Annotated in this window: 19 protein-coding genes; 11 read left to right on the forward strand and 8 right to left on the reverse strand. The window is 66.2% G+C overall.

The genetic code is table 11. The annotated features are described in order from the left end of the window. Positions 1-20: 20 nt before the first annotated feature. Both ROZ37_RS13010 and ROZ37_RS13015 read left to right on the forward strand, forming a co-directional pair. Positions 21-1,274 (forward strand): acetyl-CoA hydrolase/transferase C-terminal domain-containing protein, encoded by a 1,254-nt coding sequence (locus ROZ37_RS13010; RefSeq protein ID WP_312659916.1) that lies wholly within the window; start codon positions 21-23, stop codon positions 1,272-1,274. A gap of 54 nt (positions 1,275-1,328) precedes the next feature. Next, positions 1,329-1,808, forward strand: a complete 480-nt coding sequence (locus ROZ37_RS13015) for a MaoC family dehydratase (protein ID WP_312659917.1) — start codon at positions 1,329-1,331, stop codon at positions 1,806-1,808. Between the two features lie 275 nt (positions 1,809-2,083). On the opposite strand, the gene ROZ37_RS13020 is transcribed toward ROZ37_RS13015, so the two are convergent. The 5 genes from ROZ37_RS13020 to ROZ37_RS13040 all read right to left on the reverse strand — a co-directional run bounded on the left by ROZ37_RS13020 (position 2,084) and on the right by ROZ37_RS13040 (position 6,220). After that, complete coding sequence (locus ROZ37_RS13020) at positions 2,084-3,427, reverse strand: MFS transporter (RefSeq protein WP_312659918.1); 1,344 nt, start codon at positions 3,425-3,427, stop codon at positions 2,084-2,086. Positions 3,428-3,568: 141 nt separating this feature from the next. Beyond that, positions 3,569-4,246 carry a nitroreductase gene (locus tag ROZ37_RS13025; protein ID WP_312659919.1) on the reverse strand — a complete coding sequence of 226 codons (678 nt, stop codon included), beginning with the start codon at positions 4,244-4,246 and terminating at the stop codon, positions 3,569-3,571. Between the two features lie 25 nt (positions 4,247-4,271). Further along, complete coding sequence (locus tag ROZ37_RS13030) at positions 4,272-5,015, reverse strand: antibiotic biosynthesis monooxygenase (protein WP_312659920.1); 744 nt, start codon at positions 5,013-5,015, stop codon at positions 4,272-4,274. 46 nt (positions 5,016-5,061) lie between these two features. Continuing rightward, the gene (locus tag ROZ37_RS13035; RefSeq protein ID WP_312659921.1) at positions 5,062-5,835 is read right to left on the reverse strand and encodes a glucose 1-dehydrogenase; all 774 of its coding nucleotides are present in this window, start codon (positions 5,833-5,835) and stop codon (positions 5,062-5,064) included. A 43-nt stretch (positions 5,836-5,878) separates the two neighbouring features. Continuing rightward, a complete protein-coding gene (locus ROZ37_RS13040) occupies positions 5,879-6,220 on the reverse strand; it encodes a hypothetical protein (RefSeq protein WP_312659922.1) in 342 nt (113 codons plus the stop codon). A gap of 607 nt (positions 6,221-6,827) precedes the next feature. Here ROZ37_RS13040 and ROZ37_RS13045 point away from each other — a divergent pair. From ROZ37_RS13045 to ROZ37_RS13070, 6 genes are all read left to right on the forward strand, one after another. After that, positions 6,828-7,577, forward strand: a complete 750-nt coding sequence (locus ROZ37_RS13045; protein WP_312659924.1) for an electron transfer flavoprotein subunit beta/FixA family protein — start codon at positions 6,828-6,830, stop codon at positions 7,575-7,577. After that, positions 7,578-8,510: an FAD-binding protein gene (locus ROZ37_RS13050; RefSeq protein ID WP_312659925.1), complete on the forward strand. Its 933-nt coding sequence runs from the start codon at positions 7,578-7,580 to the stop codon at positions 8,508-8,510. Positions 8,511-8,622: 112 nt separating this feature from the next. Next, the gene (locus ROZ37_RS13055) at positions 8,623-9,789 is read left to right on the forward strand and encodes an acyl-CoA dehydrogenase family protein (RefSeq protein ID WP_312659926.1); all 1,167 of its coding nucleotides are present in this window, start codon (positions 8,623-8,625) and stop codon (positions 9,787-9,789) included. 54 nt (positions 9,790-9,843) lie between these two features. Then, entirely contained in the window at positions 9,844-10,776 is a 933-nt protein-coding gene (locus ROZ37_RS13060) for a 3-keto-5-aminohexanoate cleavage protein (protein WP_312659927.1), read from the forward strand. 152 nt (positions 10,777-10,928) lie between these two features. Further along, complete coding sequence (locus ROZ37_RS13065) at positions 10,929-11,471, forward strand: MarR family transcriptional regulator (RefSeq protein ID WP_312659928.1); 543 nt, start codon at positions 10,929-10,931, stop codon at positions 11,469-11,471. A gap of 332 nt (positions 11,472-11,803) precedes the next feature. Beyond that, the gene (locus tag ROZ37_RS13070; protein WP_312659929.1) at positions 11,804-12,592 is read left to right on the forward strand and encodes an enoyl-CoA hydratase-related protein; all 789 of its coding nucleotides are present in this window, start codon (positions 11,804-11,806) and stop codon (positions 12,590-12,592) included. 449 nt (positions 12,593-13,041) lie between these two features. Here ROZ37_RS13070 and ROZ37_RS13075 read toward each other — a convergent pair whose 3' ends face one another. From ROZ37_RS13075 to ROZ37_RS13085, 3 genes are all read right to left on the reverse strand, one after another. Further along, entirely contained in the window at positions 13,042-13,824 is a 783-nt protein-coding gene (locus ROZ37_RS13075) for an SDR family oxidoreductase (RefSeq protein ID WP_312659930.1), read from the reverse strand. A gap of 249 nt (positions 13,825-14,073) precedes the next feature. Then, positions 14,074-15,306, reverse strand: coding sequence for an FAD-dependent oxidoreductase (locus ROZ37_RS13080; RefSeq protein ID WP_312659931.1), 1,233 nt, complete (start codon positions 15,304-15,306; stop codon positions 14,074-14,076). Positions 15,307-15,326: 20 nt separating this feature from the next. After that, positions 15,327-15,638, reverse strand: coding sequence for a non-heme iron oxygenase ferredoxin subunit (locus tag ROZ37_RS13085; RefSeq protein ID WP_312659932.1), 312 nt, complete (start codon positions 15,636-15,638; stop codon positions 15,327-15,329). Between the two features lie 469 nt (positions 15,639-16,107). Between ROZ37_RS13085 and ROZ37_RS13090 the strand changes: the two genes are divergently transcribed. The 3 genes from ROZ37_RS13090 (at position 16,108) to ROZ37_RS13100 (ending at position 19,920) form a co-directional block, all read left to right on the forward strand. After that, complete coding sequence (locus ROZ37_RS13090; protein ID WP_312659933.1) at positions 16,108-17,124, forward strand: universal stress protein; 1,017 nt, start codon at positions 16,108-16,110, stop codon at positions 17,122-17,124. Positions 17,125-17,625: 501 nt separating this feature from the next. Continuing rightward, the gene (locus tag ROZ37_RS13095; RefSeq protein WP_312659935.1) at positions 17,626-18,525 is read left to right on the forward strand and encodes an SDR family oxidoreductase; all 900 of its coding nucleotides are present in this window, start codon (positions 17,626-17,628) and stop codon (positions 18,523-18,525) included. 66 nt (positions 18,526-18,591) lie between these two features. Further along, a complete protein-coding gene (locus ROZ37_RS13100; protein WP_312659937.1) occupies positions 18,592-19,920 on the forward strand; it encodes an aromatic ring-hydroxylating dioxygenase subunit alpha in 1,329 nt (442 codons plus the stop codon). Positions 19,921-19,936: the final 16 nt, after the last annotated feature.

The following is a 19,936-nucleotide window of genomic DNA, read 5'->3' on the forward strand; positions in this document are numbered from 1 at the left end:
CGACAGACGACAACGCCAAGATGAACGCACGCACAGGAACTCTCGACACGGTCGTTTCGCGGCTCCAGCCGGGCACGACCGTGTTCGTCCCCGGCGTGTCGGGCGAATCGCAGGCCTTCTTTGCCGCGCTCGCGCGCAATCCGGCGAAGGCCGACGGCGTGCGCTTCGTCGGGGTGCATTTTCCGCAGCTCAACCACAACGATTACGCCGGGCTTCATCCCGCGGCGCGGCTGCGCGCCTACTTCATGCAGCCGGAGCTGCGCGAGCCGTTCCGCCAGGGCCGCGTCGAACTCGTGCCCGCCGACTACCTCGGCGTCCTGCGCGACCTCGCCCGACTGGAGGTCGACATCGCGATCGCACAAGTCAGCGCGCCCGACGCCTCGGGCGACATGAGCCTCGGCCTCGCTTACGACTTTCTGCCCGCGGTGTGGGCGCGCGCGCACTTCAGGGTCGCGCACCTCAACCCGGAACTTCCGGCGACACGCGGTTCGTTCCGCGTTGCCGCAAGCGACTGCGATCTGATCTGCGAAGAGGATTCCCCGCTGATCGAATACGACAGCGGCGATCCGTCGGACGCACTGCTGCGGCTCGGGCGGAATGCGGCGAGCGTGATTCGCGACGGCGACACGATCCAGCTCGGCATCGGCAGGTATCAGCGCGCGCTTCTCAAGGCGCTCGACGGCCACCGCGGTCTGCGCATGGTTTCGGGGCTCGTGACCGCCGACGTGCTGCCGCTCGTCGACCGCGGCGTCATCGCCGGCGATGCGGCGATCGAGGCCGGCGTCGCGCTCGGCGACCGGGCCTTCTATCGACGGCTCGCGCAGGATCCCACCTTTTACTTCCGCCCCACGAGCGAGACGCACGACGTGCGGCGCATCGCGGCAATCCCGGATTTCGTCGCGGTAAACGCCGCGATCGAGATCGATCTCTTCGGACAGGTGAATACCGAATCCCTCGGCGCCCAGCTCGTCGCCGGCGTCGGCGGAATGCCCGCTTTCGTTCAGGGTGCCCAGCTCGCGGAAAACGGCCGGGCGGTGTTCTGCATCACGGCAACGGCCGACAAGGGACGCGTCAGCCGCATCGTGCCGCGCCTCGCCGACCGCTTCGTCGCGCTGCCTCGACACGCCGCAGACATCCTCGCGACCGAATTCGGCGTCGCCCGGCTCGAGGGGCTGTCGGCCGACGAGCGCGCCGCCCGCCTGATCGAGCTTGCCGCACCGCAGTTCCGCGCGGCGCTCGCCGGGCAATGGCAGGAAATCCGCAGCGCGCTTTAACCGGCTCGACTTTCGACGCCGCTCCCACACCAAAAGGAAACGAAGGAGAACGAAATGGCAGGCAAATACTTCGAGCAGCTGGAAATCGGGCAGACCTTCGAGCACGAGATCCGGCGCACCGTCACCGAAGGGGACAACATCTGGTTCTGCAGCGCGACCTACAACCCCGCGCAGATCCATATCGACAACGAATACTGCCGCGAGACCGAGTTCGGCCAGCCGCTGGTCAACAGCATCTTCACGCTCGGCCTCGTGATCGGCCTGACCGTGCAGGACACGACGCTCGGCACGACGGTCGCAAACCTCGGCATGACCGACGTGCGCTTCCCGAAACCGGTCTTCGCCGGGGACACGCTGCGCTCGGTCACGACCGTGCTCGAAAAGCGCGAGAGCAAGTCGCGCCCGAACCAGGGCATCGTCACCTTCCGTCACCAGGGCTTCAACCAGCGCGGCGAAGAGGTCGCGACCTGCGTGCGCCAGGCGCTGATGCACAGGCGGGCGGTGCCCGTCGGCGCCGTCGAGGCCGCCGCCTGACGCGCAAGGCGCTCCGGACATTCGATCCGAACGCCGCAGAGCCCCGGCACGCGGCGAGGCATCCGAAGACCGGAGCCCGTAGTCGAACTTCTACCTGAACTCCTCCTACCCTCCACGGGTATTCCGCCGAGAGCGAAAGCTCTCGGTTTTTTTTACCCGGAACGCGACTCGCGCCCCGCATCGCGATCGCTTTACCGTGCGTCACGGCGAAAAAACACCGCCCCGAAGGGCGGCGCAGGAATACCGAAAATACTGCCGACGGCGGCCGACCGCTCTCAAGCTAACTGGGCGCGCTCGTTCGCCTGCTTCTTCACCAATCGCGCCGCGTACACGAACAGCGCAGCGGCCAGCAGGCAGAAGATCAAGGTCGCGGCCGTGAGCGCATAGCGCAGGCTGTCGTCCCCGAAATCCGCCGCCCACCGATCGCTCATCACGCCGACGACGAAGGCGTAGAGACCGCCGCCGATGACCGAGTTGATGCATCCGGAGAGCCCGGCCGCCGTGCCCTGCGCGCGGGAGTGGCAGATCGACTGCCACGCCGCGGTGAAGCACGGCGAGTACACGACGCTCATCGCCGTGCCGAGCAGCGTCGCGGTGAGCGCGGCGTAAAGGGACGGCAGCCAGAACATCAGCAGGAACAGCGGAATGATCAGGATCATCGAGATCGCCGACAGCCAGATCAGGCCGGTCACCGACTTGCTCGCGATGCGGTTGCCGACCCAGCCGCCGAGCAGCATTCCGACCGTCATCCCCGCGGCGAGGACCGGGCCGAACAGCATCCCGACTTCCTGCAGCGTCAGATCGTGGCTGCGCAGAAAGAAGTTGGGCAGCCATGCGGCGATGCCGATGTTGGTCGACGTCGCGGTTGCGCCGGCGAGCAGCACCCACACGAGCGGACGGTTCTCGAACACGAGCCGGTACGAGGACCGCCCCGCACCGGCAGCGGCTTCGGCCGCCGACTGGGGTTCGCGCATCGGCTCGCGCGCGAACAGCGCGACCAGCAGCGCGAGCAGCAGTCCCGGCGGCCCGGCGACGAGGAAGGACGCGCGCCAGCCGTACTCGGTCGCGATCCACGTGCCCAGCACGAAGCAGGCGAGGATCCCGACCATGCCGCCGGTGTAGAACAGCGCCACCGCCATCGGACGCTTGGCGAGCGGGAAGGTGTCGCGAATCGTCGACGCCGCGGTCGGCACGATGGCCGATTCGCCGATGCCGACGCCGGCACGGGCGATCGCGAGCTGGATGAACGAACTCGCCAGGCCGCACATCATCGTCACCCCGCTCCACACCGCAAGCGAGATCACGATGATCCGCTTGCGGCTGTAACGGTCGGCGAGCCAGCCCGAGACGATGTTGAAGATGCCGTAGATGACGATGAACGACGCCCCGGTGAGGAGCGAAAGCTGTCCGTCGGTCAGCGCGAACTCGATCTTCACCATCTCGCCGACCGCCGCCATCAGCATGCGGTCGAAATACGCGAGGAAATAGGCGAGCGCGAGAAAGACCAGCATCAGGTTCGCGGGCGACAGTCCCGCGACGGTTCTGGAGCCCGCGGCGTCACCGGGAAGGACGCCCGTATCGAGGGTGGTGGCGGCGGAGCCGATGCCGTTCGTGCTCACTGGCTCACCTCCCGCGTTCCGGGTTTGTGCTCGCTTGCATTCACTGTGGTGTCTCCTGTCTTTTGATAGGTGTGACGTCGGGGGTGAAGCGACCGCCGGTGCAGGCAGCGGGGCCCGCGCACGGCGGGAGGTTGCGGGCCTTCAGGAAGGGAAGCCGAGGAAGGTCGCGAACTCCTCGGGCCGTGCGCGCGTCGTCGGAAAGCGGTTAACCGGATGCTCGGGATCGGCATAGCCGACCGACATCCCCGCGAACAGCATCAGGTTCGACGGCGAGCGGACGTACTGGCCGATCGTGCGCGGATAGAGCGCCCAGCATTCCTGCGCGCAGCTGTCGAGCCCCTCTTCACGCAGCAGCAGCATCACCGACTGCAGATACATGCCCAGGTCCGACCACTGCGGCGGGCCCATATAGCGCTCGACGAAGCAGAACAGGCCGACCGGCGCGTCGAAGAAGCGATAGTTGCGGCTGAACCAGCGCCGGCGCGCGGCACGGTCGTCGCGCGCGATGCCCATCTGCGCATACATCGCCTCGCCGACCGCGAAGCGGCGCTGCGCATAAGGCGAGTCGAGCGCTTGCGGATAGATGTCGTACTCGGTGCCCTCGCCTTTCGGGTCGGCGCCGGTGCGCTCTTCCATCAGCTGCTTGAGGCCGTCGAGCGCCTCGCCGGCAAGCGCGTAGATTCGCCACGGCTGAAGATTGCCGCCCGACGGCGCCCGCGACGCGCGCTCGATCACGCGACGGATCACGTCCGGGTCGACCGGACGATCGAGGTAGGCGCGCACCGAGCGGCGCGTCGCCAGCGCTTCGCTGACTTTCATCGCCCGCCCTCCCCACGCGCCCCGCTCACATGACCCCCTGCAGTTGCGGTGCGACGAACTCGACCCCGAGTCCGCCCTGGAAGCGCGAACGGACCGCCGCGGGCACGTTGCCGTAGAGCTTCACTTCGCTCTTCACGATCTGGAGGATGTTCGCCATCGTGGGGCCGGCATTCGCCATGTGCGCGGCGAGCGCCTCGGCGTCGCGATAGACGTCCAGCGTCAGGCACTCGGTTCCCGCCGCATTGAGGAACCATTCGTACGCGATCGTCCCCGGCTCGCGCGCCTCGACGGCCGCGAGGCACTCCGCGGCGAGCGCGCGGAATTCGTCCTGCTTGCCCGGCTGGATCGAGAAGTGCGCGACCGCGAAGATCATCGAGCCCGCATCCGGGCCGCCTGCGCCGACGGCGGGGCTGTTCAGCCGCCCCTGGAAGCGCGGGCCGAAATAGTCGACCGTCCCGAGGCGCGCGCGCATCCGTTCGATCACCGCGTCGGGCACGTCGCCGGCGAAGCGGATGCTGAACTTCGCGAGCTCGAGGATCGGCGGAATCGTGTGGCCGACCATCTTGCCGTGATGCGCGACGCCCTCGGCGCCGTCGTAGATCTCGATGACGGTGCACTCCCGGCCATCGTCGGAGAGGAACCATTCGTACGCCGTCGTCCCCGCGAGATCTTTGCGCGCGGCCTCGATGCACGCAGCGGCACGCTCGCGGAAGTCGTCCGCCCGCCCCGGTGCGATCTCCATGCGGACGATGCCGAAAATCTTGTCCATTGCGTTCTCCCGTTTCCTGTTCTCGTTGCTGACCGTCGCCGCCGGCTCAGATCGACATGCCGCCGTCGACCGGCAACGCGACCCCGGTCACGTACCGGCTTTCGTCGGACGCGAGCCACAGCACCGTATCCGCCACCTCGTCCGGTTCGCCCATGCGCTGCATCGACACCTTGGCTTTCAGCATTTCGAACTTCTCGGGCGCTTTCGCGAGCGCCGCGCCGAGCATGTCGGTCATGACGAGCCCGGGGCACACGGCATTGACGCGCACGTTCTTCGCCGCGAACTCCATCGCGATCGCCTTCGTCATGCCCACCACCGCGTGCTTGCTCGTGTAGTACGCCCCCGAACGCTGTCCGCCGCGCAGGCCGGTGATCGACGCGCAGTTGATGATCGAGCCGGCGCCGGCTTCCAGCATTGCCGGGATCTCGTACTTCATCGACAGCCACACGCCGCGCACGTTGACCGCCATCACCTGGTCGAAGCGCTCCTCGTCGGCCTCGGTGATCAGCGCGTCCACCTGCCCGGGGAAGCCGGCATTGTTGAACGCGATGTCGAGCCGCCCGAAGCGCTCGACGCAGGCCGCGACCATGTTGCGCACCGATGCGGAATCGGCAACATCGGTCTCGACGAACGCCGCCTCGCCGCCCGCGGCGGCAATGCCCGCGACCGCGGCGTTCCCCTCCTCACGCCGCCGCGCCGCGATCAGCACGCGCGCCCCTTCGCGCGCGAACGCCTGTGCGGCGGCGAGCCCGATGCCCGAATTGCCTCCGGTCACGAGCGCGACCTTGCCCGCGAAGCGTCCTTTCGTTTCAGTCGTCATCAGTGGTCTCCTTGTCCCGGCGGCGGCGCTGCGCGCCGGCCGATCACTGCTTTTCGAAGCGCGGCGACGCCGCGGTGGCGAGGACCCGCAACGCGGTCGACATGTCGAGCGCGTCGGTGATCGGCATCGCCGGCGTGCGCACAACCTTCTGGATCTGCGCGAGCGTCGCCTCGATGTCGTCGCTTTCGATGTCGTACACGACCATCACCTTCCAAGCCGGGACGGCGATGCCTTGCGGCTGCTCCTCGACGCGGAAACGCTGCGCGGCGACGAAGCCGTCGAGCGCGAGGCAGTCCGGGATATGGCGCGTGTCGTACCAGTGCTCGAGATCGCGCTCGCGTCCCGGGACCGGCGTCGATAACGCGACCCACTTGTAAGCCTGCATTCGAAACCTCCTCTGTCGAGCCTGCGGATATACGTGAAACGCGTGTCACCCCTTCCCGCGCCGAGCCCTGTGGTCGCCGCGCGACGGAAGCACGCGTTACCTGCTGTCGTTTCAGATCATATCGTAGTTTATGAGACGGTATAGTATCTATACCACCTCGCGGGTCGACCGAGAATCCAAAAGGGGAGCAGCGAGGAACGAGCAGTCGAGGTCAGGAACGGCTGGAGCAAAGGTGCTCCGCAGTCCTCTTCGCGACGCGCAAATAGCCACGGCGGAACGCGTCGCTCGCATCGCATATCCGCGCCAGCCCTGCCTTTCAGGTTGCCGCCATCGCTCGACTTTCGCTGCATTCGAAGGCATACCATTCAAACATACATAATGTATTGCAGCATACAAGTTGCTATAGTACGATCAGTTCCATTCGCGCTCGAACCGCTTCGTCAACGGTGAAAAAGCGGGACGGCCGAGGGCGCTCCGGCCGGGGTCTTCGACGTCATTCGTGACGCGCATGGGAGGCTCCGGAGGGGGTTCCTCTGGAGCAGTGGGTGCCGCGCGGTCGATCAGGCCACGCGCGCAGACAACAGTGAGACAAGCAAGAACAGCGACCATGAAAATCCTCGTACCCGTCAAGCGCGTCGTCGACGCCAGCGTGAAGGTTCGCCTCAAGGCCGACGGCAGCGGCGTCGACTTCGCGAACCTCAAGATGAGCATCAACCCGTTCGACGAGATCGCCGTCGAAGAAGCCGTGCGGCTGAAGGAAAAGGGCGTCGCGACCGAGGTCGTCGCGGTCTCTTGCGGCACGACCGCGTCCCAGGAAACGCTGCGCACCGCGCTGGCGATGGGCGCCGACCGCGCGATCCTCGTCGAGTCGGAAGCCGAACTGCAGCCGCTCGCGGTCGCGAAACTCCTGAACGCCCTCGTCACGAGAGAGCAGCCCGATCTCGTGATCCTCGGCAAGCAGGCGATCGACGACGACTGCAACCAGACCGGCCAGATGCTCGCCGCGCTCGCGGGGCGGCCGCAGGCGACCTTCGCGAGCCGGATCGAGCTCGCCGACGGTTTCGCGTCGGTCACGCGCGAGGTCGATGGCGGTCTCGAAACGCTGAAGATCAAGCTGCCCGCGGTCGTCACCTCCGACCTGCGTCTGAACGAGCCGCGTTACGTGACGCTGCCGAACATCATGAAAGCGAAGAAGAAGCCGATCGAGACCGTGAAGCCGGACGCGCTCGGCGTCGACATCGCGCCGCGCATCCGCACGCTGAAGATCGCCGAACCACCCCAGCGCAGCGCCGGCATCAAGGTGCCCGACGTCGCGACCCTCATTGCCAAACTCAAGAACGAAGCCAAGGTGATCTGAATGCCCGTCCTCGTCATTGCCGAACACGACAACGCGTCAATCAAGGGCGCGACGCTCAACACCGTCACCGCGGCGCTCGCCTGCGGCGGCGAGGTTCATGTCCTCGTCGCCGGAAGCGATTCGTCGGCGGCTGCGCAGGCCGCGTCGCGCATTTCCGGAGTTTCCCGGGTGCTCCACGCGGACGCGCCGCATTTCGATAAAGGCCTCGCCGAAAACATCGCCGCGCAAGTCGTCGCGATCGCGCGGGATTTCAGCCATGTGCTGTTTCCGGCGACCGCCGCGGGCAAGAACGTTGCGCCGCGCGTCGCCGCGCTGCTCGACGTCGCACAGATCAGCGACGCGACCAAGGTGATCGATGCCGACACCTTCGAGCGCCCGATCTACGCCGGCAACGCGATCGCGACGGTGCAGAGCACCGATCCGATCAAGGTCGTCACCGTGCGCTCGACCGCATTCGAAGGGGCCGCGCCGGACGGCGGCAACGCTCCCATCGACGCGATGCCGGTAATCGCCGACAGCGGTCTGTCGAGCTTCGTCGGCAGCGAGATCGCGAAGAACGACCGGCCCGAACTGATCGGCGCCAAGATCGTCGTCAGCGGCGGCCGCGCGCTCGGCAGCAGCGACAAGTTCAACGAGGTGCTCGCGCCGCTCGCCGACAAGCTCGGCGCCGCGCTGGGGGCGAGCCGCGCCGCGGTCGACGCGGGTTACGCACCGAACGACTGGCAGGTCGGCCAGACCGGCAAGATCGTCGCGCCGACGCTCTACATCGCCTGCGGCATCAGCGGCGCGATCCAGCATCTGGCGGGCATGAAGGACTCGAAGATCATCGTCGCGATCAACAAGGATGGCGACGCCCCGATCTTCGGGATCGCCGACTACGGCCTCGAAGCGGACCTCTTCGAGGTCGTACCCGAACTCGTCGCACAACTTTGACCGCTCTCACAGGGCACCCGGGCAGACGGCCGCCTCGCTCCCCGCTCTCCCTCCCTCAACCCGGCGGGGGCGAGGCGTGCCCGACGCGCTCGAAAACGATTAGGAGACAAGCATGAACTTTGTCCTGGCAGAGGAGCAGGTTGCCATCCGCTCCGCCGTCGAAGCCGTGTGCGCCGGCTTCGACGACGAGTACTGGCTGAAGAAGGACCGCGAAGGCGGTTTCCCGGAGGACTTCTACCGCTCGATGGCGGAAGCCGGCTGGCTCGGAATCGCGATGCCGACCGAGTACGGCGGCGCCGGCCTCGGCATTTCCGAAGCGGCGCTGATGATGGAAACCGTGTCCGGATCCGGCGCCGGTCTGTCGGGCGCGTCGGCGATCCACATGAACGTGTTCGGCCTGCACCCGGTCGTCGTGTTCGGCACCGACGAGCAGAAGGCGCGCTGGCTGCCGCCGGTCATCAAGGGCCAGGCCAAGGCGTGCTTCGGCGTGACGGAGCCGAACACCGGCCTCAACACCCTGAAGCTCAAGACCATGGCGGTGCGTCACGGCGATCGTTATGTCGTCAACGGCCAGAAGGTGTGGATCTCGACCGCGCAGGTCGCGCACAAGATCATGCTGCTCGCGCGCACGACGCCGATCGAGGACGTGAAATCGCCGACGCAGGGCCTGAGCCTGTTCTACACGGACCTCGACCGCAGCAAGATCGAGGTGCGCGAGATCGAGAAGCTCGGCCGCAAGGCGGTCGATTCGAACCAGCTCTTCATCGACGGCCTCGAAATCCCCGTCGAGGACCGCATCGGCGAGGAAGGCAAGGGCTTCGAGTACATCCTGCACGGGCTGAACCCGGAGCGCGTGCTGCTCGCAGCCGAAGCGACGGGCCTCGGCAAGGTCGCGCTGCGGCGGGCGGCGAAATACGCCGGCGAGCGCATCGTGTTCGACCGGCCGATCGGCAAGAACCAGGGCGTCCAGCATCCGCTCGCGAAGTGCTGGGTCGAGCTCGAGGCCGGCTCCCTCCTCTACCAGCGCGCCGGCTGGCTCTACGACCGCCACATGCCCTGCGGCGCCGAGGCCAACGCGGCGAAGTTCTTCTGCGCCGAAGCCGGCTTCAAGGCGTGCGAAACCGCGGTGCTGACGCACGGCGGCTTCGGTTACGCGAAGGAATACCACGTCGAGCGCTATTTCCGCGAAGCGATGCTGCCGCGCATCGCCCCGATCTCGCCGCAACTGATCCTGAGCTTCATCGCGGAAAAAGTGCTGGGCCTGCCGAAGTCGTACTGAGCGGGCGGCAAACGGCGCGCTTGCGCTGTCGTTGCAACAACCGAGGAGACAAGAATGAGCCAGCAAGGCAAGGTCATCATCAGCTGCGCCGTGACCGGCGCGATCCACACGCCGTCGATGTCGCCGTATCTGCCGGTCACGCCGGAAGAGATCGCGGAATCGTCGATCGCCGCCGCCGAGGCCGGCGCAGCGATCATCCACCTGCACGCGCGCGACCCCGTCACCGGCAAGCCGGACCAGCGGCCGGAAGCGTTCGAACCCTTCCTGAAGCTGATCAAGCAGGGCTCCGACGCGATCGTCAACCTGACGACCGGCGGCTCGCCCTACATGACCGTGCAGGAGCGGATGCAGCCGGCGAAAGTGCTCAAGCCCGAAGTCGCGTCGATGAACATGGGCACGATGAACTTCGGCCTGTACCCGATGCTCGAGCGCTACAAGGAGTTCAAGCACGACTGGGAGCGCCCCTACCTCGAAGGCAGCAAGGACCTGATCTTCCGCAACACCTACGGCGATCTCGAGACCGTGCTGACGGAGCTGTCGGTCAATGACACCCGCTACGAGTTCGAGTGCTACGACACCTCGCATCTCTACAACCTCGCCCACTTCGTCGAGCGCGGCCTGGTGAAGCCGCCGTTCTTCATTCAGACGGTGTTCGGCATCCTCGGCGGCATCGGCACCCACCCCGACGACGTGATGCACATGAAGCGCACCGCCGACCGCCTGTTCGGCAACCACTACCGCTGGTCCGTCCTGGGCGCCGGCGCGGCGCAGATGAAGGTCGCGACGATGGCGGCATCGATGGGCGGCAACGTGCGGGTCGGTCTCGAGGACAGCCTGTGGATCGGTCGCGGCAAGCTCGCGGAGTCGAACGCGCAGCAGGTGTCTAAGGTCCGCGAGATCCTCGAGGGCCTCGGCCTGCAGATTGCAACGCCGGCCGAAGCGCGCGACATCCTCCAGCTGAAGGGCGCCGACCGCGTCGCGTTCTGAAGCTCGAACCGCATCGGGCCGGGGGGCGATCGGCGCGTGGGCGCGATGCGGATGAATGACGGCCGTGATATTCGATGTTGCAGAAATTCGTTGCGACAAGCCGGGCGGATGATAGAATTTATGTAAGCATATAGTTGGAAGGAATGACCGCCATGGGCAATACGATTGAATCCGATCTGGCACAGGGACAGACGCCCAGGCGCGCCAAGGCACCGGGCAAGCAGCGCCGCAGCGGCGACCAGGAGAACTGGGATCAACGGCTCGGCTTCCTGATGCACGACGTGTCGCGGCTTCGCCGCACGGTGTTCGACGAGTTCATGCGCCCGCTCGGCGTCACCCGTTCTCAATGGTGGGTGCTCGCCTACGTTTCGCGTCACGACGGCATGACGCAGAGCGACCTCGCGAACGTGCTCGAAATCGGCAAGGCCGCACTCGGCTGCCTGATCGACCGTCTCGAAGCGTCCGAACTCGTCGTGCGCGGCTCGGACTCGGTCGACCGGCGCGTCAAGCGCGTCTTCCTGTCGTCGAAGGGCAAGCAGCTCGTCGAACAAATGGCGCAGCAGAGCCACGAAATGAGCGAACGCATACTCGAAGGCCTCGACGAGGAAGAGCGCCGCGCGCTCGCCGAGCAGCTGACGAAGGTCAAGCAGAATCTCCTGCGGATCAAGGGCGAGACCGGTCCCGAGAAGGACTGATTTCGACCTCTGCCGGAGCGGCCGAAAAGGGCGGACCGCGGCGGTCCGGTCCGTTCGGACGACCGGGTCACAAACGCGATCGGGGTCCGTCCTGGTCTGCGCGGAAGGCGTTTCTGCACCATGCGGGCGCCGCTGGCACGCGAAGCAAACGCGAAGCAAACGCGAAGCAAACGCGATGGAAATCAATGACTCGATGACCGCGCCCCCGCTGAAGCCGCCCCCGTTCCTCTAACTCCGCGTCCCGCGCTGCTACATGCACGTCGCAAATGCGGCTTCCGCTTTCCGTTTCGCCCCCCTCCGCACCTGCCCCCTAACCGGAGATCAACACGACCATGACGGACAAGACGGTCCTTTTCGAACCCCGCGGTCGGGTTGCGATCATCACGATCAATCGCCCGGACGCCATGAATGCCGTTAACGGCCAGGTGTGGAAGGAACTCGGCGAGGCGTTCGAATGCTTCGCCGGCAACGCCGAGCTGTGGGCCGCAGTTGTTACGGGCGCCGGCGACAAGGCATTCTGCGCCGGCGCCGACCTGAAGGCCGCGGCGGCGGGGGAGCTCCTCGGGGCGCACGAGACGAGCACAGGCGGTTTCGCCGGCCTCGTGCGCCGTTACACGGACAAGCCGGTCATCGCGGCCGTGAATGGCGTCGCATTGGGCGGCGGCGCCGAGATCGCGATGTTCTGCGATCTCATCGTCGCCTCGGAGCGGGCGAAGCTCGGCCTCCCCGAAGTCAAGCGCGGGGTAATGGCAATCGGCGGCGGCCTGTTGCGCCTGCCCCGCGTCGTACCGCTGAAGGTCGCGATGTATCACATCATGACGGGTGACCCGATGAGCGCGGCCGACGCGCTGCGCTGGGGCCTCGTCAATGAAGTGGTGCCCCACGACCAGGTCCTCGACGCCGCCATCACGCTCGCCGAGCGGATTTGCACGAACGCGCCGCTCGCGGTACGTGCAAGCAAGGACGTCGTGTATCGGACGCTCGAGACGTCGGTCGACTTTTCCGACGCAAGCTGGGAGATCAGCAACCGTCTCGCCGCCCGCAACCGCGAAAGCGAGGACGCGAAGGAAGGCCCGCGGGCGTTCGCGGAGAAAAGACCGCCGGTGTGGCAAGGGCGGTAGCCGCACCGGGCGCGCAAGATGCAGATTCCCCGCCGCGCGACAAAAGAAAGTCCCCTTCAGTCGCGGGCGGGCGACATTCACGAACAGGAAACCGCTGTTGCAATAACGGTAACGCGGACCGGCAGGCGGTGCGCTTAGAAAGCGGCGCGTCGATCGAAAATTTCCGACTGTCGCACGACCCTGGATTATGAAGCGGCAAATCAGGACAAGCGTTCGCGCTGAACTCGTCGAAGGGGCTTGCCACGGCGCCCCGAGACAATGAAGCCGGACACTGGCGATGCACCGTCGTCCAGACCGGATGCCCTCTTTCATGTGTAACTGGCGCCGCGCCCCGACAAGCTCCGCCGGAACGGATTTTGGCAGCCGCGTTGTTAGCGGATGCGCCGCCGAGGCGATCGTCCGATCAATGAATTCAGGGCTGCCGGGCGGACGCCCGGCAGCCCCCGACCTCACAGCTTCCAGCCGCCGTCCACCGAGAGCGCCTCGCCCGTGATGTACCGGGCCTGCCGCGACGACAGAAAGACCACCGCATCGGCAACGTCCTCGGGCTGGCCGAGCGCGCCGAGCGGGATCGACGAGACGATCGCCTGCTTTGCCTGGTCGGCGACCTGTCCGCCAATGCCGTGCGCGAACTTGCCGCCGTCGAGCCATCCCGAGCGCACCGAGTTGGCGCGGACGCCGTAGCGCCCGTATTCCCGCGCGGCGACCTGCAGCATGCTCTCGATGGCCGCTTTGGGTGCCGACGACAGCACACTCATCGGAACGTGGCGGGCGAACTGCGTCGTCGTGACCGCGGTGATGCTGCCGCCGCGCTGCTCCTTGAGCAGCGGCAGCATCGCGTGCACCAGGTTGAAGCAGGCATGGGTGTCGAGCTGGAAGGTCTTCACCCACTCCTCTTCCGATATCCCGCCGACGAAGTTGATCGGCAGCGACGGGCCGGCCGCGTAGATCACGCTGTGGATGCGGCCGAAGCGCTCGCGGACGTCGGCGGCGAGTTCGGCTACGCGCGCCGAGTCTTCGAGCGCGAGCTGACGGCACTCCACGCGGGGGCCGATCGGGGCGAGCTCGGAAACGAGCGCGTCGGCGGCAGCGCCGTTGCGGTTGTATGTGAATACGACGTCGGTGCCGGCGTGCACCAATGCGCGGGTGATCGCGGCGCCGATGCCACCGCTTCCGCCTGCGACCAGCGCCACGCCGTCATCGAATTGCAGTCTCGCTCCGGGGGTTTCCATCGAATTCTCCTTTTGACTCAGTTGGATCGGTACGCGCCGAGGCGGCGCTTCACAGCGGGATCGTGATCGTCCCGAAGCGGGGTGCGCCCTGCGTGAGCGGCGCGGGAAGGCCCCCGGCCGGCCAGTCGCGACCGGCCTTCGGGTTCGTCGCAAGTGCCCGGGGCTTCACATCCCGGGCGGTGTCCGGCTCATTCGCTCATCATTGCCACCGCCTGCACGCGCACGGCGGTGCGGAGTCTTCGGAACACCTCAGGCAGAAGCTGCAAGCTTCTTGAGGTCGACCGACGGGTCGACGAGCTGCTCGGGCGATACGGCATCGCCTCTCTCGAGCAGCTTGCGGATCGAACTCTTGTTGCGCGCGTCGTTGATCATCGTCGCGCCCACGAGGCGGCCGCCGTCGAGGTGAAAGGCGGTGACGCGGCCGGCTTCGAGGCTGCCGCGAATCGCGGGCGGGTCCGACGACTCGGGGCTGCCGAGCACCTGCAGGTTCAGGTCGTACTGGTCCGACCACACCCACGGCAGTTCGGCGTAAGTCTGCCCCTTGCCGAGCATGTGACGCGCCGAGTGCGCGCCGTGCAGCCGTGCGTGGGTCCAGTTTTCCCAGCGCGCCCATCGGCCATCCGGCAACTGGAAGGTGGCGACATCGCCGGCAGCATAGACGCCGTCCGCGGCGGTCTGGGCCCGAACGTCGACCATGATTCCGCCGTATCGCAGCTCGAGCCCGGCATCGACCGCGAGCTCGGCGTTCGGCACGGAGCCTATGCCGACGATCACGATGTCGGCCGCCAGTGTCGTACCGTCACCAAGCGTGACGACCGATTCGTCGCCCTGCCGCGAGACCGATTCGATCACGACCCTCGCATGCAGCTTGACGCCCCGCGCGGCATGGACTTCCGCAAGCATCTCGGAGAGTGCCGGCGGGAAGAAGCGCGCCATGATGCGCTCGCCCGCTTCCAGCACGGTGACGTCGCAGCCGAGCTGGACCAGCGTGGCCGCCGCTTCCATGCCGATGACGCCGCCCCCGATCAACACCACGCGCGCGCCGGCCTTCACGGACTCACGCAGACGGTCGGAATCGGCCCGGGTGCGGATGTAGTGGACGGGCACCTCGGGCGCGACCACCGACACGGGCAGCTCGCGCGCCCGCGCGCCGGTGCCGATCAGTACGCGGTCGTAGCCCAGCGCCTGCCCGCCCGCAATGCGGACCTGCCGCGCGGACGGATCGATCGCCTCGACCTTTCTTCCCAACTCCAGGTCGACGCGCATGCTCTCGTACCATGCCTCGTCGTGCAGCAGGATGCCGCCGAGCGGCGTCTCGCCGCTCAGGTAGGCCTTCGACAGCGGCGGCCGGTCGTACGGGATCTCGGCCTCGTCGCTGACGAGCCGAATGGCGCCGTCGTAACCTTCGGCGCGCAGGGTTTCGATCGCCGCCAGCGACGCGAGGCCGCCGCCGATCAAGACAACATTTTTCGGTCCGCTCATCGCATGGCTCCCGGCACGGTTCAGTCGATTTCGATCATCACCGCGCCGTCTACGACGGTCACCGGATAAACCTGGATCGGCGTCGAGCACGGCGCGCAGAGCGGTGCGCCGGTGCGGATGTCGAATTTTCCATCGTGCCAGGTACACACGACGCAATGGCCTTCGAGCTCGCCCTCTTCGGAGAACGACGCCTTGCCATGCGTGCAGGTGTCGTCGGTGACGTAATACTCACCCTCGACCTGGTACACCGTCAGCGGAGGACGGCCTGGCACCACCGCCTGGATCATTGCGCCTTCTTCGACTTCATCGGTGCTGCAAAGCCTGACTTTCATGTCCTTTACTCCTGTCTCCATCCAACCGTGAAGCCGTCCGACGGGAAGCGGCTGCAAAAGCGCTCCGCCGTCGCCGCCCGCAATCCGCCTCGTGGCCGGAAGTCCGGTCGCGGCCGCCGTGGATCTTCGCGTCCGACTCCGGGCGCTCCGCCCTACGATGAGGGCGGTCGCGATGCGAACGTATATCGTACGCTAACATAACGATTCTGCTCCGGCAATGCAGGCAAAGCGGAAACGATGCCCTGCTCCCGACGACAAGTTCGTTCGTGGTTTTTATTGTATGCAAGAATATCGTCTGATATTTTCCACATCAAGCTTTTCGGACACGGCACGACCCGCGCTTCCGAAAAGTCCGCCCCAAGCGTGAGCGGCGCCACCCGCTTCAGCTGCAGTGCGCGGCCCGGATCTGCCTGCCGGTGCCGTTTTCCCTATCGACAACGCTCCCCGAAAAGGGACAAAGGATGACGTCATGTACCAGCACATACTCGTTCCCACCGACGGCACGATCCTGTCCGCGCAGACGATCGTCGATGCGCTGCAGCTCGCACGCTCGCTCAAGTCGCGCGTGACCTTCCTGCACGTCGAGCGCGACCACGCCTCCGATATTTACGGCGATGCAGCGTTGCTCTATTCGATGGCGCCGGAACAGTTCGCGGAAACGTACAAGTTGCGCGCGCGCGAGACCCTGTCGAAGGCCGAGGCCGCAGCGCAAGCGGCCGACGTGCGCTTCGACTCCGTCAGCCGGGTCGGCAACTCGCCGCACCAGACGATCCTCGAGATTGCCGAGGAGCGAGGCTGCGACCTGATCTTCATGTCGTCGCGCGGGCGCAATACCTCGGCCGGGATGATGATCGGGTCCGAGACGCTGCGGACGCTGATCCACTCGAAGATCCCGGTGCTGGTGTCGAGCGTCGCCACCAACGAGGGGCCGGGGGCGTACGCCGTCGGCGTCATCATGGACGAGCATCAGTCGATCGCCGCCGCGCTGCATCGCTTGCAGGAGATCGCCGTGGAGGCGCGGAATGTCGGCCGGCTCGACGACCTCGAAGCGGTCCGTGCGATCGTCACCTACTTCCGCGAGTTCCCGGAGAAGCTGCACCATCCGAAGGAAGACACCTTCCTGTTCGATAAGCTCGGGCGCCGGACGCACGACGTCGACGCGGAGTTGGCGACGCTGCGCAAGCAGCACGCCGACGAGGAAGCGTACGTGCGCGAGATCCAGCTCGCGGCCGACGAGTTCGCCGCGAAACCGGGGACCGGAGCGGCACGCTTCAGCGCCGCGGTGGAACGTTATGCGGCGTTCAACTGGCAACACCTGGCGCTCGAAGAAAGCACGATCATCCCCGCCGCCCGCAAGCACCTGACGGACGCCGACTGGGTCGAGATCGACGAAGCGTTCGCGAGCAACCGCGCACCGCTGAACGCGGCGAGCGCGCGCCTGTTCCGCTCGATCTTCACGCGCATCGTCAACAAGGTCGCCCACTAAAGCGCATGCACCTCGGCCGCGCGCCTGCCGCGCGCGGCGCTGCCCTCCGCGGCTGTAGCGTCGATCCCGCCGCTGGGCGCCCTCTCCCGAAGCGATACGCGCGCCGGCGATGACCGGCGATGCGGCGCCGAGGCCGGAAGTTCGTTCCTGCACGGACTCCCGCCTTCCCTTTCACTTTCCGGGTTCCACACGCGAATCACGAAGCCCGGAGGCATGGGCGCACATACAGGCTTGCGTCATTCGTATGTTTGTATATAGTATGTTTTTGCAACGGCCCGAAGCAGCAGTGACTTGCAGGATTCGGAACTGCGGAGTCGTCACTCGCACGCCTTCTCCCGCAGCGCGCAGGGCCGCCGAAAGCCCGGACAATCGCGACGTGAGAACCGGGCCGAGCGACTTGTTTTTTGCTCTATACCGTATGCTATAGTACGAGCACGTTTGTTCGAAACCCATGACGCCCGGTACGAACAGCCGGCGTTCCGACTCTGACAAGGAACCGAAATGAAGATTTGCGAAGGACGCGTAGCGATTGTCACCGGCGCCGGCCGGGGTGTGGGCCGGGCGTACGCCCTGATGCTGGCGGCGCAGGGTGCCAAGGTCGTGGTGAACGATCTCGGCTCGACCGCCGCCGGTGAGGGCGCTGACCTCTCCCCCGCCCAGCAGGTCGTCGACGAGATCACCAAAGCTGGCGGCGTCGCGGTCGTCGACGGCACGGACATCTCCGACTTCGAAGGCGCGAAGGGCATGATCAACAACACCATCGCGCGTTTCGGCAAGCTCGACGTGCTGGTGAACAACGCCGGCATCCTGCGCGATCGCATGATGGTCAATATGACCGAAGACGACTGGGATTCGGTCATCAAGGTTCACCTGAAGGGTACGTTCGCCCCTTGCCACCATGCCGCGAACTACTGGCGCGCCCAGAGCAAGGCCGGCAACCAGATCGATGCGCGCATCATCAACACGACGTCGGCCTCGGGCCTGTTCGGCAATATCGGCCAGGCGAACTATGCGGCGGCGAAAGCCGGCATCGCGTCGTTCTCGATCGTGATCGCGCGCGAACTGGCGCGCATCGGCGTGACGGTGAACTGCATCGGCCCGCGCGCCGAGACCCGCATGACCGAAGGCCTGCGCGAGAAGACCGAGGAAGAGATCCTGAGGCGCGATCCGGAGTGGATTGCGGCGCTGGTAACATGGCTCGCAAGCCCGGCCTCCAAGGACATCACCGGTCGCGTCATCGAAGCCTGGGGCTTCGGCTATTCGGTCGCCGAGGGCTGGACGCATGGTCCGATCACCGAAGCGACCCGCGATCCGCTCGAAGTCGAGCAAGGCCTGCGCCACATCATCAATGCTTCGCGCTTCAACGCGGGCATCGAACGCGACATGTGGCTGAATCCCTGAGCTGAGCTGCGCTGGCCGTGCGGTGGCCCCTGGAGACGGGTGTTCCAATCAGAGAGAGATAACGATATGTCGGAAAAAAATCTGGAGTCGATGGAGATCGTCGACGTCGATATGGGCAAAAGGTCCTTCCGGGTCCGCCGCACCGCCTACACGTCGCCCGAGATCTTCGAGCTCGAAAAGAAGCGGATCTTCGACAAGGTCTGGCTGTACATCGGCCACGGCAGCGAGCTGAAGAAGAACGGCGACTTCCGGACGCGGCGGCTGGCGGGCCGCGACCTGATCTTCGTGCGCGACAAGAACGGCGAAGTGGCGGTGTTCTACAACAGCTGCACGCACCGCGGCGCGCGCATCTATCGCGAGCCGAGCGGCAACGCGCGCAACATCGTCTGTCCGTATCACGGCTGGGTGTTCAATACCGAAGGCAAGCTGCTGTCGCTGAAGAACGAAACCGGCTTCGGCGAAAAGCTCAACGACGACGGGCACCTCGACCTGATCCGCGTCGCGCGTCTCGAGCAGTACCGCAACTTCTACTTCATCAACTTCAATCCGAAGGCGATCAGCCTTCACGACTACCTCGCCGGCGCGCGCGACGTCATCGACGCGATCTGCGACCAGGCCGAGACCGAGCAGATCATCCTGCCGGGGGAGCAGAGCTACACCGTTCGCGCGAACTACAAGTACCTCGCCGAGAACAGCTACGACGGCTACCACGTCACGGCGACACACGCCTCCTACCTCGACTTTCTGCGCGACTCCGCGAAGGGCACGCCCGCCGAGGCGAAGTTCGACGAGGTCATGCGCAACTACGCGACGCAAGGCCAGGTGCGCTCGCTCGGCAACGGCCACGCGGTCCTAGAATCCTTCGTGCCGTCGGGCCGCGCGGTCGCGCAATGGACGCCGGCGATGGGCGCCAAATTCAAGGAGCCGATCGAGGCGAAGAAGCGTTCGCTGGTCGAGCGCTTCGGCCCGGAGCGCGCCGACTACATCGCCGAGACGCAGAAGAACCTGGTGATTTTCCCCAACCTCGTGATCAACGACATCATGGCGATCACGGTCCGCTACATCGAGCCCGAGTCGCAAAACTTCCTGCGCGTCAATTCCTGGGCGCTCGGCCCCGCCGAGGAGAACGAGGAGCTGCGCGCGGCGCGCCTCGACGGCTACGTGTCCTTCCTCGGCCCGGCCGGTTTCGGCTCCCCGGACGACATCGAGATGCTCGAACTGTGTCAGCAGGGTCTCGAGCACACGGCCGGCGAATGGAACGAAATGTCGAAGGGCGCCTTCACCGACGGCGACGCCCGCACACTGGTGGGCGGGCCGCAGGACGAAGTGCAGCTGCGCGCGTACTGGACCCAGTGGGACCGCATCATGCGCGGCCTCGACACGCTTGAAGAATAAGACCAGGGACGGACTG

It is taken from the genome of Aromatoleum sp. (assembly GCF_032027225.1).
Classification (GTDB): domain Bacteria; phylum Pseudomonadota; class Gammaproteobacteria; order Burkholderiales; family Rhodocyclaceae; genus Aromatoleum.

Coding starts and splice junctions, on each gene's coding strand:
- ROZ37_RS13010 (WP_312659916.1), top strand. CDS start 21: ATGAACGCACGCACAGGAACTCTCGACACGGTCGTTTCGCGGCTCCAG.
- ROZ37_RS13015 (WP_312659917.1), top strand. CDS start 1,329: ATGGCAGGCAAATACTTCGAGCAGCTGGAAATCGGGCAGACCTTCGAG.
- ROZ37_RS13025 (WP_312659919.1), bottom strand. CDS start 4,246: ATGAAAGTCAGCGAAGCGCTGGCGACGCGCCGCTCGGTGCGCGCCTAC.
- ROZ37_RS13030 (WP_312659920.1), bottom strand. CDS start 5,015: ATGGACAAGATTTTCGGCATCGTCCGCATGGAGATCGCACCGGGGCGG.
- ROZ37_RS13035 (WP_312659921.1), bottom strand. CDS start 5,835: ATGACGACTGAAACGAAAGGACGCTTCGCGGGCAAGGTCGCGCTCGTG.
- ROZ37_RS13040 (WP_312659922.1), bottom strand. CDS start 6,220: ATGCAGGCTTACAAGTGGGTCGCGTTATCGACGCCGGTCCCGGGACGC.
- ROZ37_RS13045 (WP_312659924.1), top strand. CDS start 6,828: ATGAAAATCCTCGTACCCGTCAAGCGCGTCGTCGACGCCAGCGTGAAG.
- ROZ37_RS13050 (WP_312659925.1), top strand. CDS start 7,578: ATGCCCGTCCTCGTCATTGCCGAACACGACAACGCGTCAATCAAGGGC.
- ROZ37_RS13055 (WP_312659926.1), top strand. CDS start 8,623: ATGAACTTTGTCCTGGCAGAGGAGCAGGTTGCCATCCGCTCCGCCGTC.
- ROZ37_RS13060 (WP_312659927.1), top strand. CDS start 9,844: ATGAGCCAGCAAGGCAAGGTCATCATCAGCTGCGCCGTGACCGGCGCG.
- ROZ37_RS13065 (WP_312659928.1), top strand. CDS start 10,929: ATGGGCAATACGATTGAATCCGATCTGGCACAGGGACAGACGCCCAGG.
- ROZ37_RS13070 (WP_312659929.1), top strand. CDS start 11,804: ATGACGGACAAGACGGTCCTTTTCGAACCCCGCGGTCGGGTTGCGATC.
- ROZ37_RS13075 (WP_312659930.1), bottom strand. CDS start 13,824: ATGGAAACCCCCGGAGCGAGACTGCAATTCGATGACGGCGTGGCGCTG.
- ROZ37_RS13080 (WP_312659931.1), bottom strand. CDS start 15,306: ATGAGCGGACCGAAAAATGTTGTCTTGATCGGCGGCGGCCTCGCGTCG.
- ROZ37_RS13085 (WP_312659932.1), bottom strand. CDS start 15,638: ATGAAAGTCAGGCTTTGCAGCACCGATGAAGTCGAAGAAGGCGCAATG.
- ROZ37_RS13090 (WP_312659933.1), top strand. CDS start 16,108: ATGTACCAGCACATACTCGTTCCCACCGACGGCACGATCCTGTCCGCG.
- ROZ37_RS13095 (WP_312659935.1), top strand. CDS start 17,626: ATGAAGATTTGCGAAGGACGCGTAGCGATTGTCACCGGCGCCGGCCGG.
- ROZ37_RS13100 (WP_312659937.1), top strand. CDS start 18,592: ATGTCGGAAAAAAATCTGGAGTCGATGGAGATCGTCGACGTCGATATG.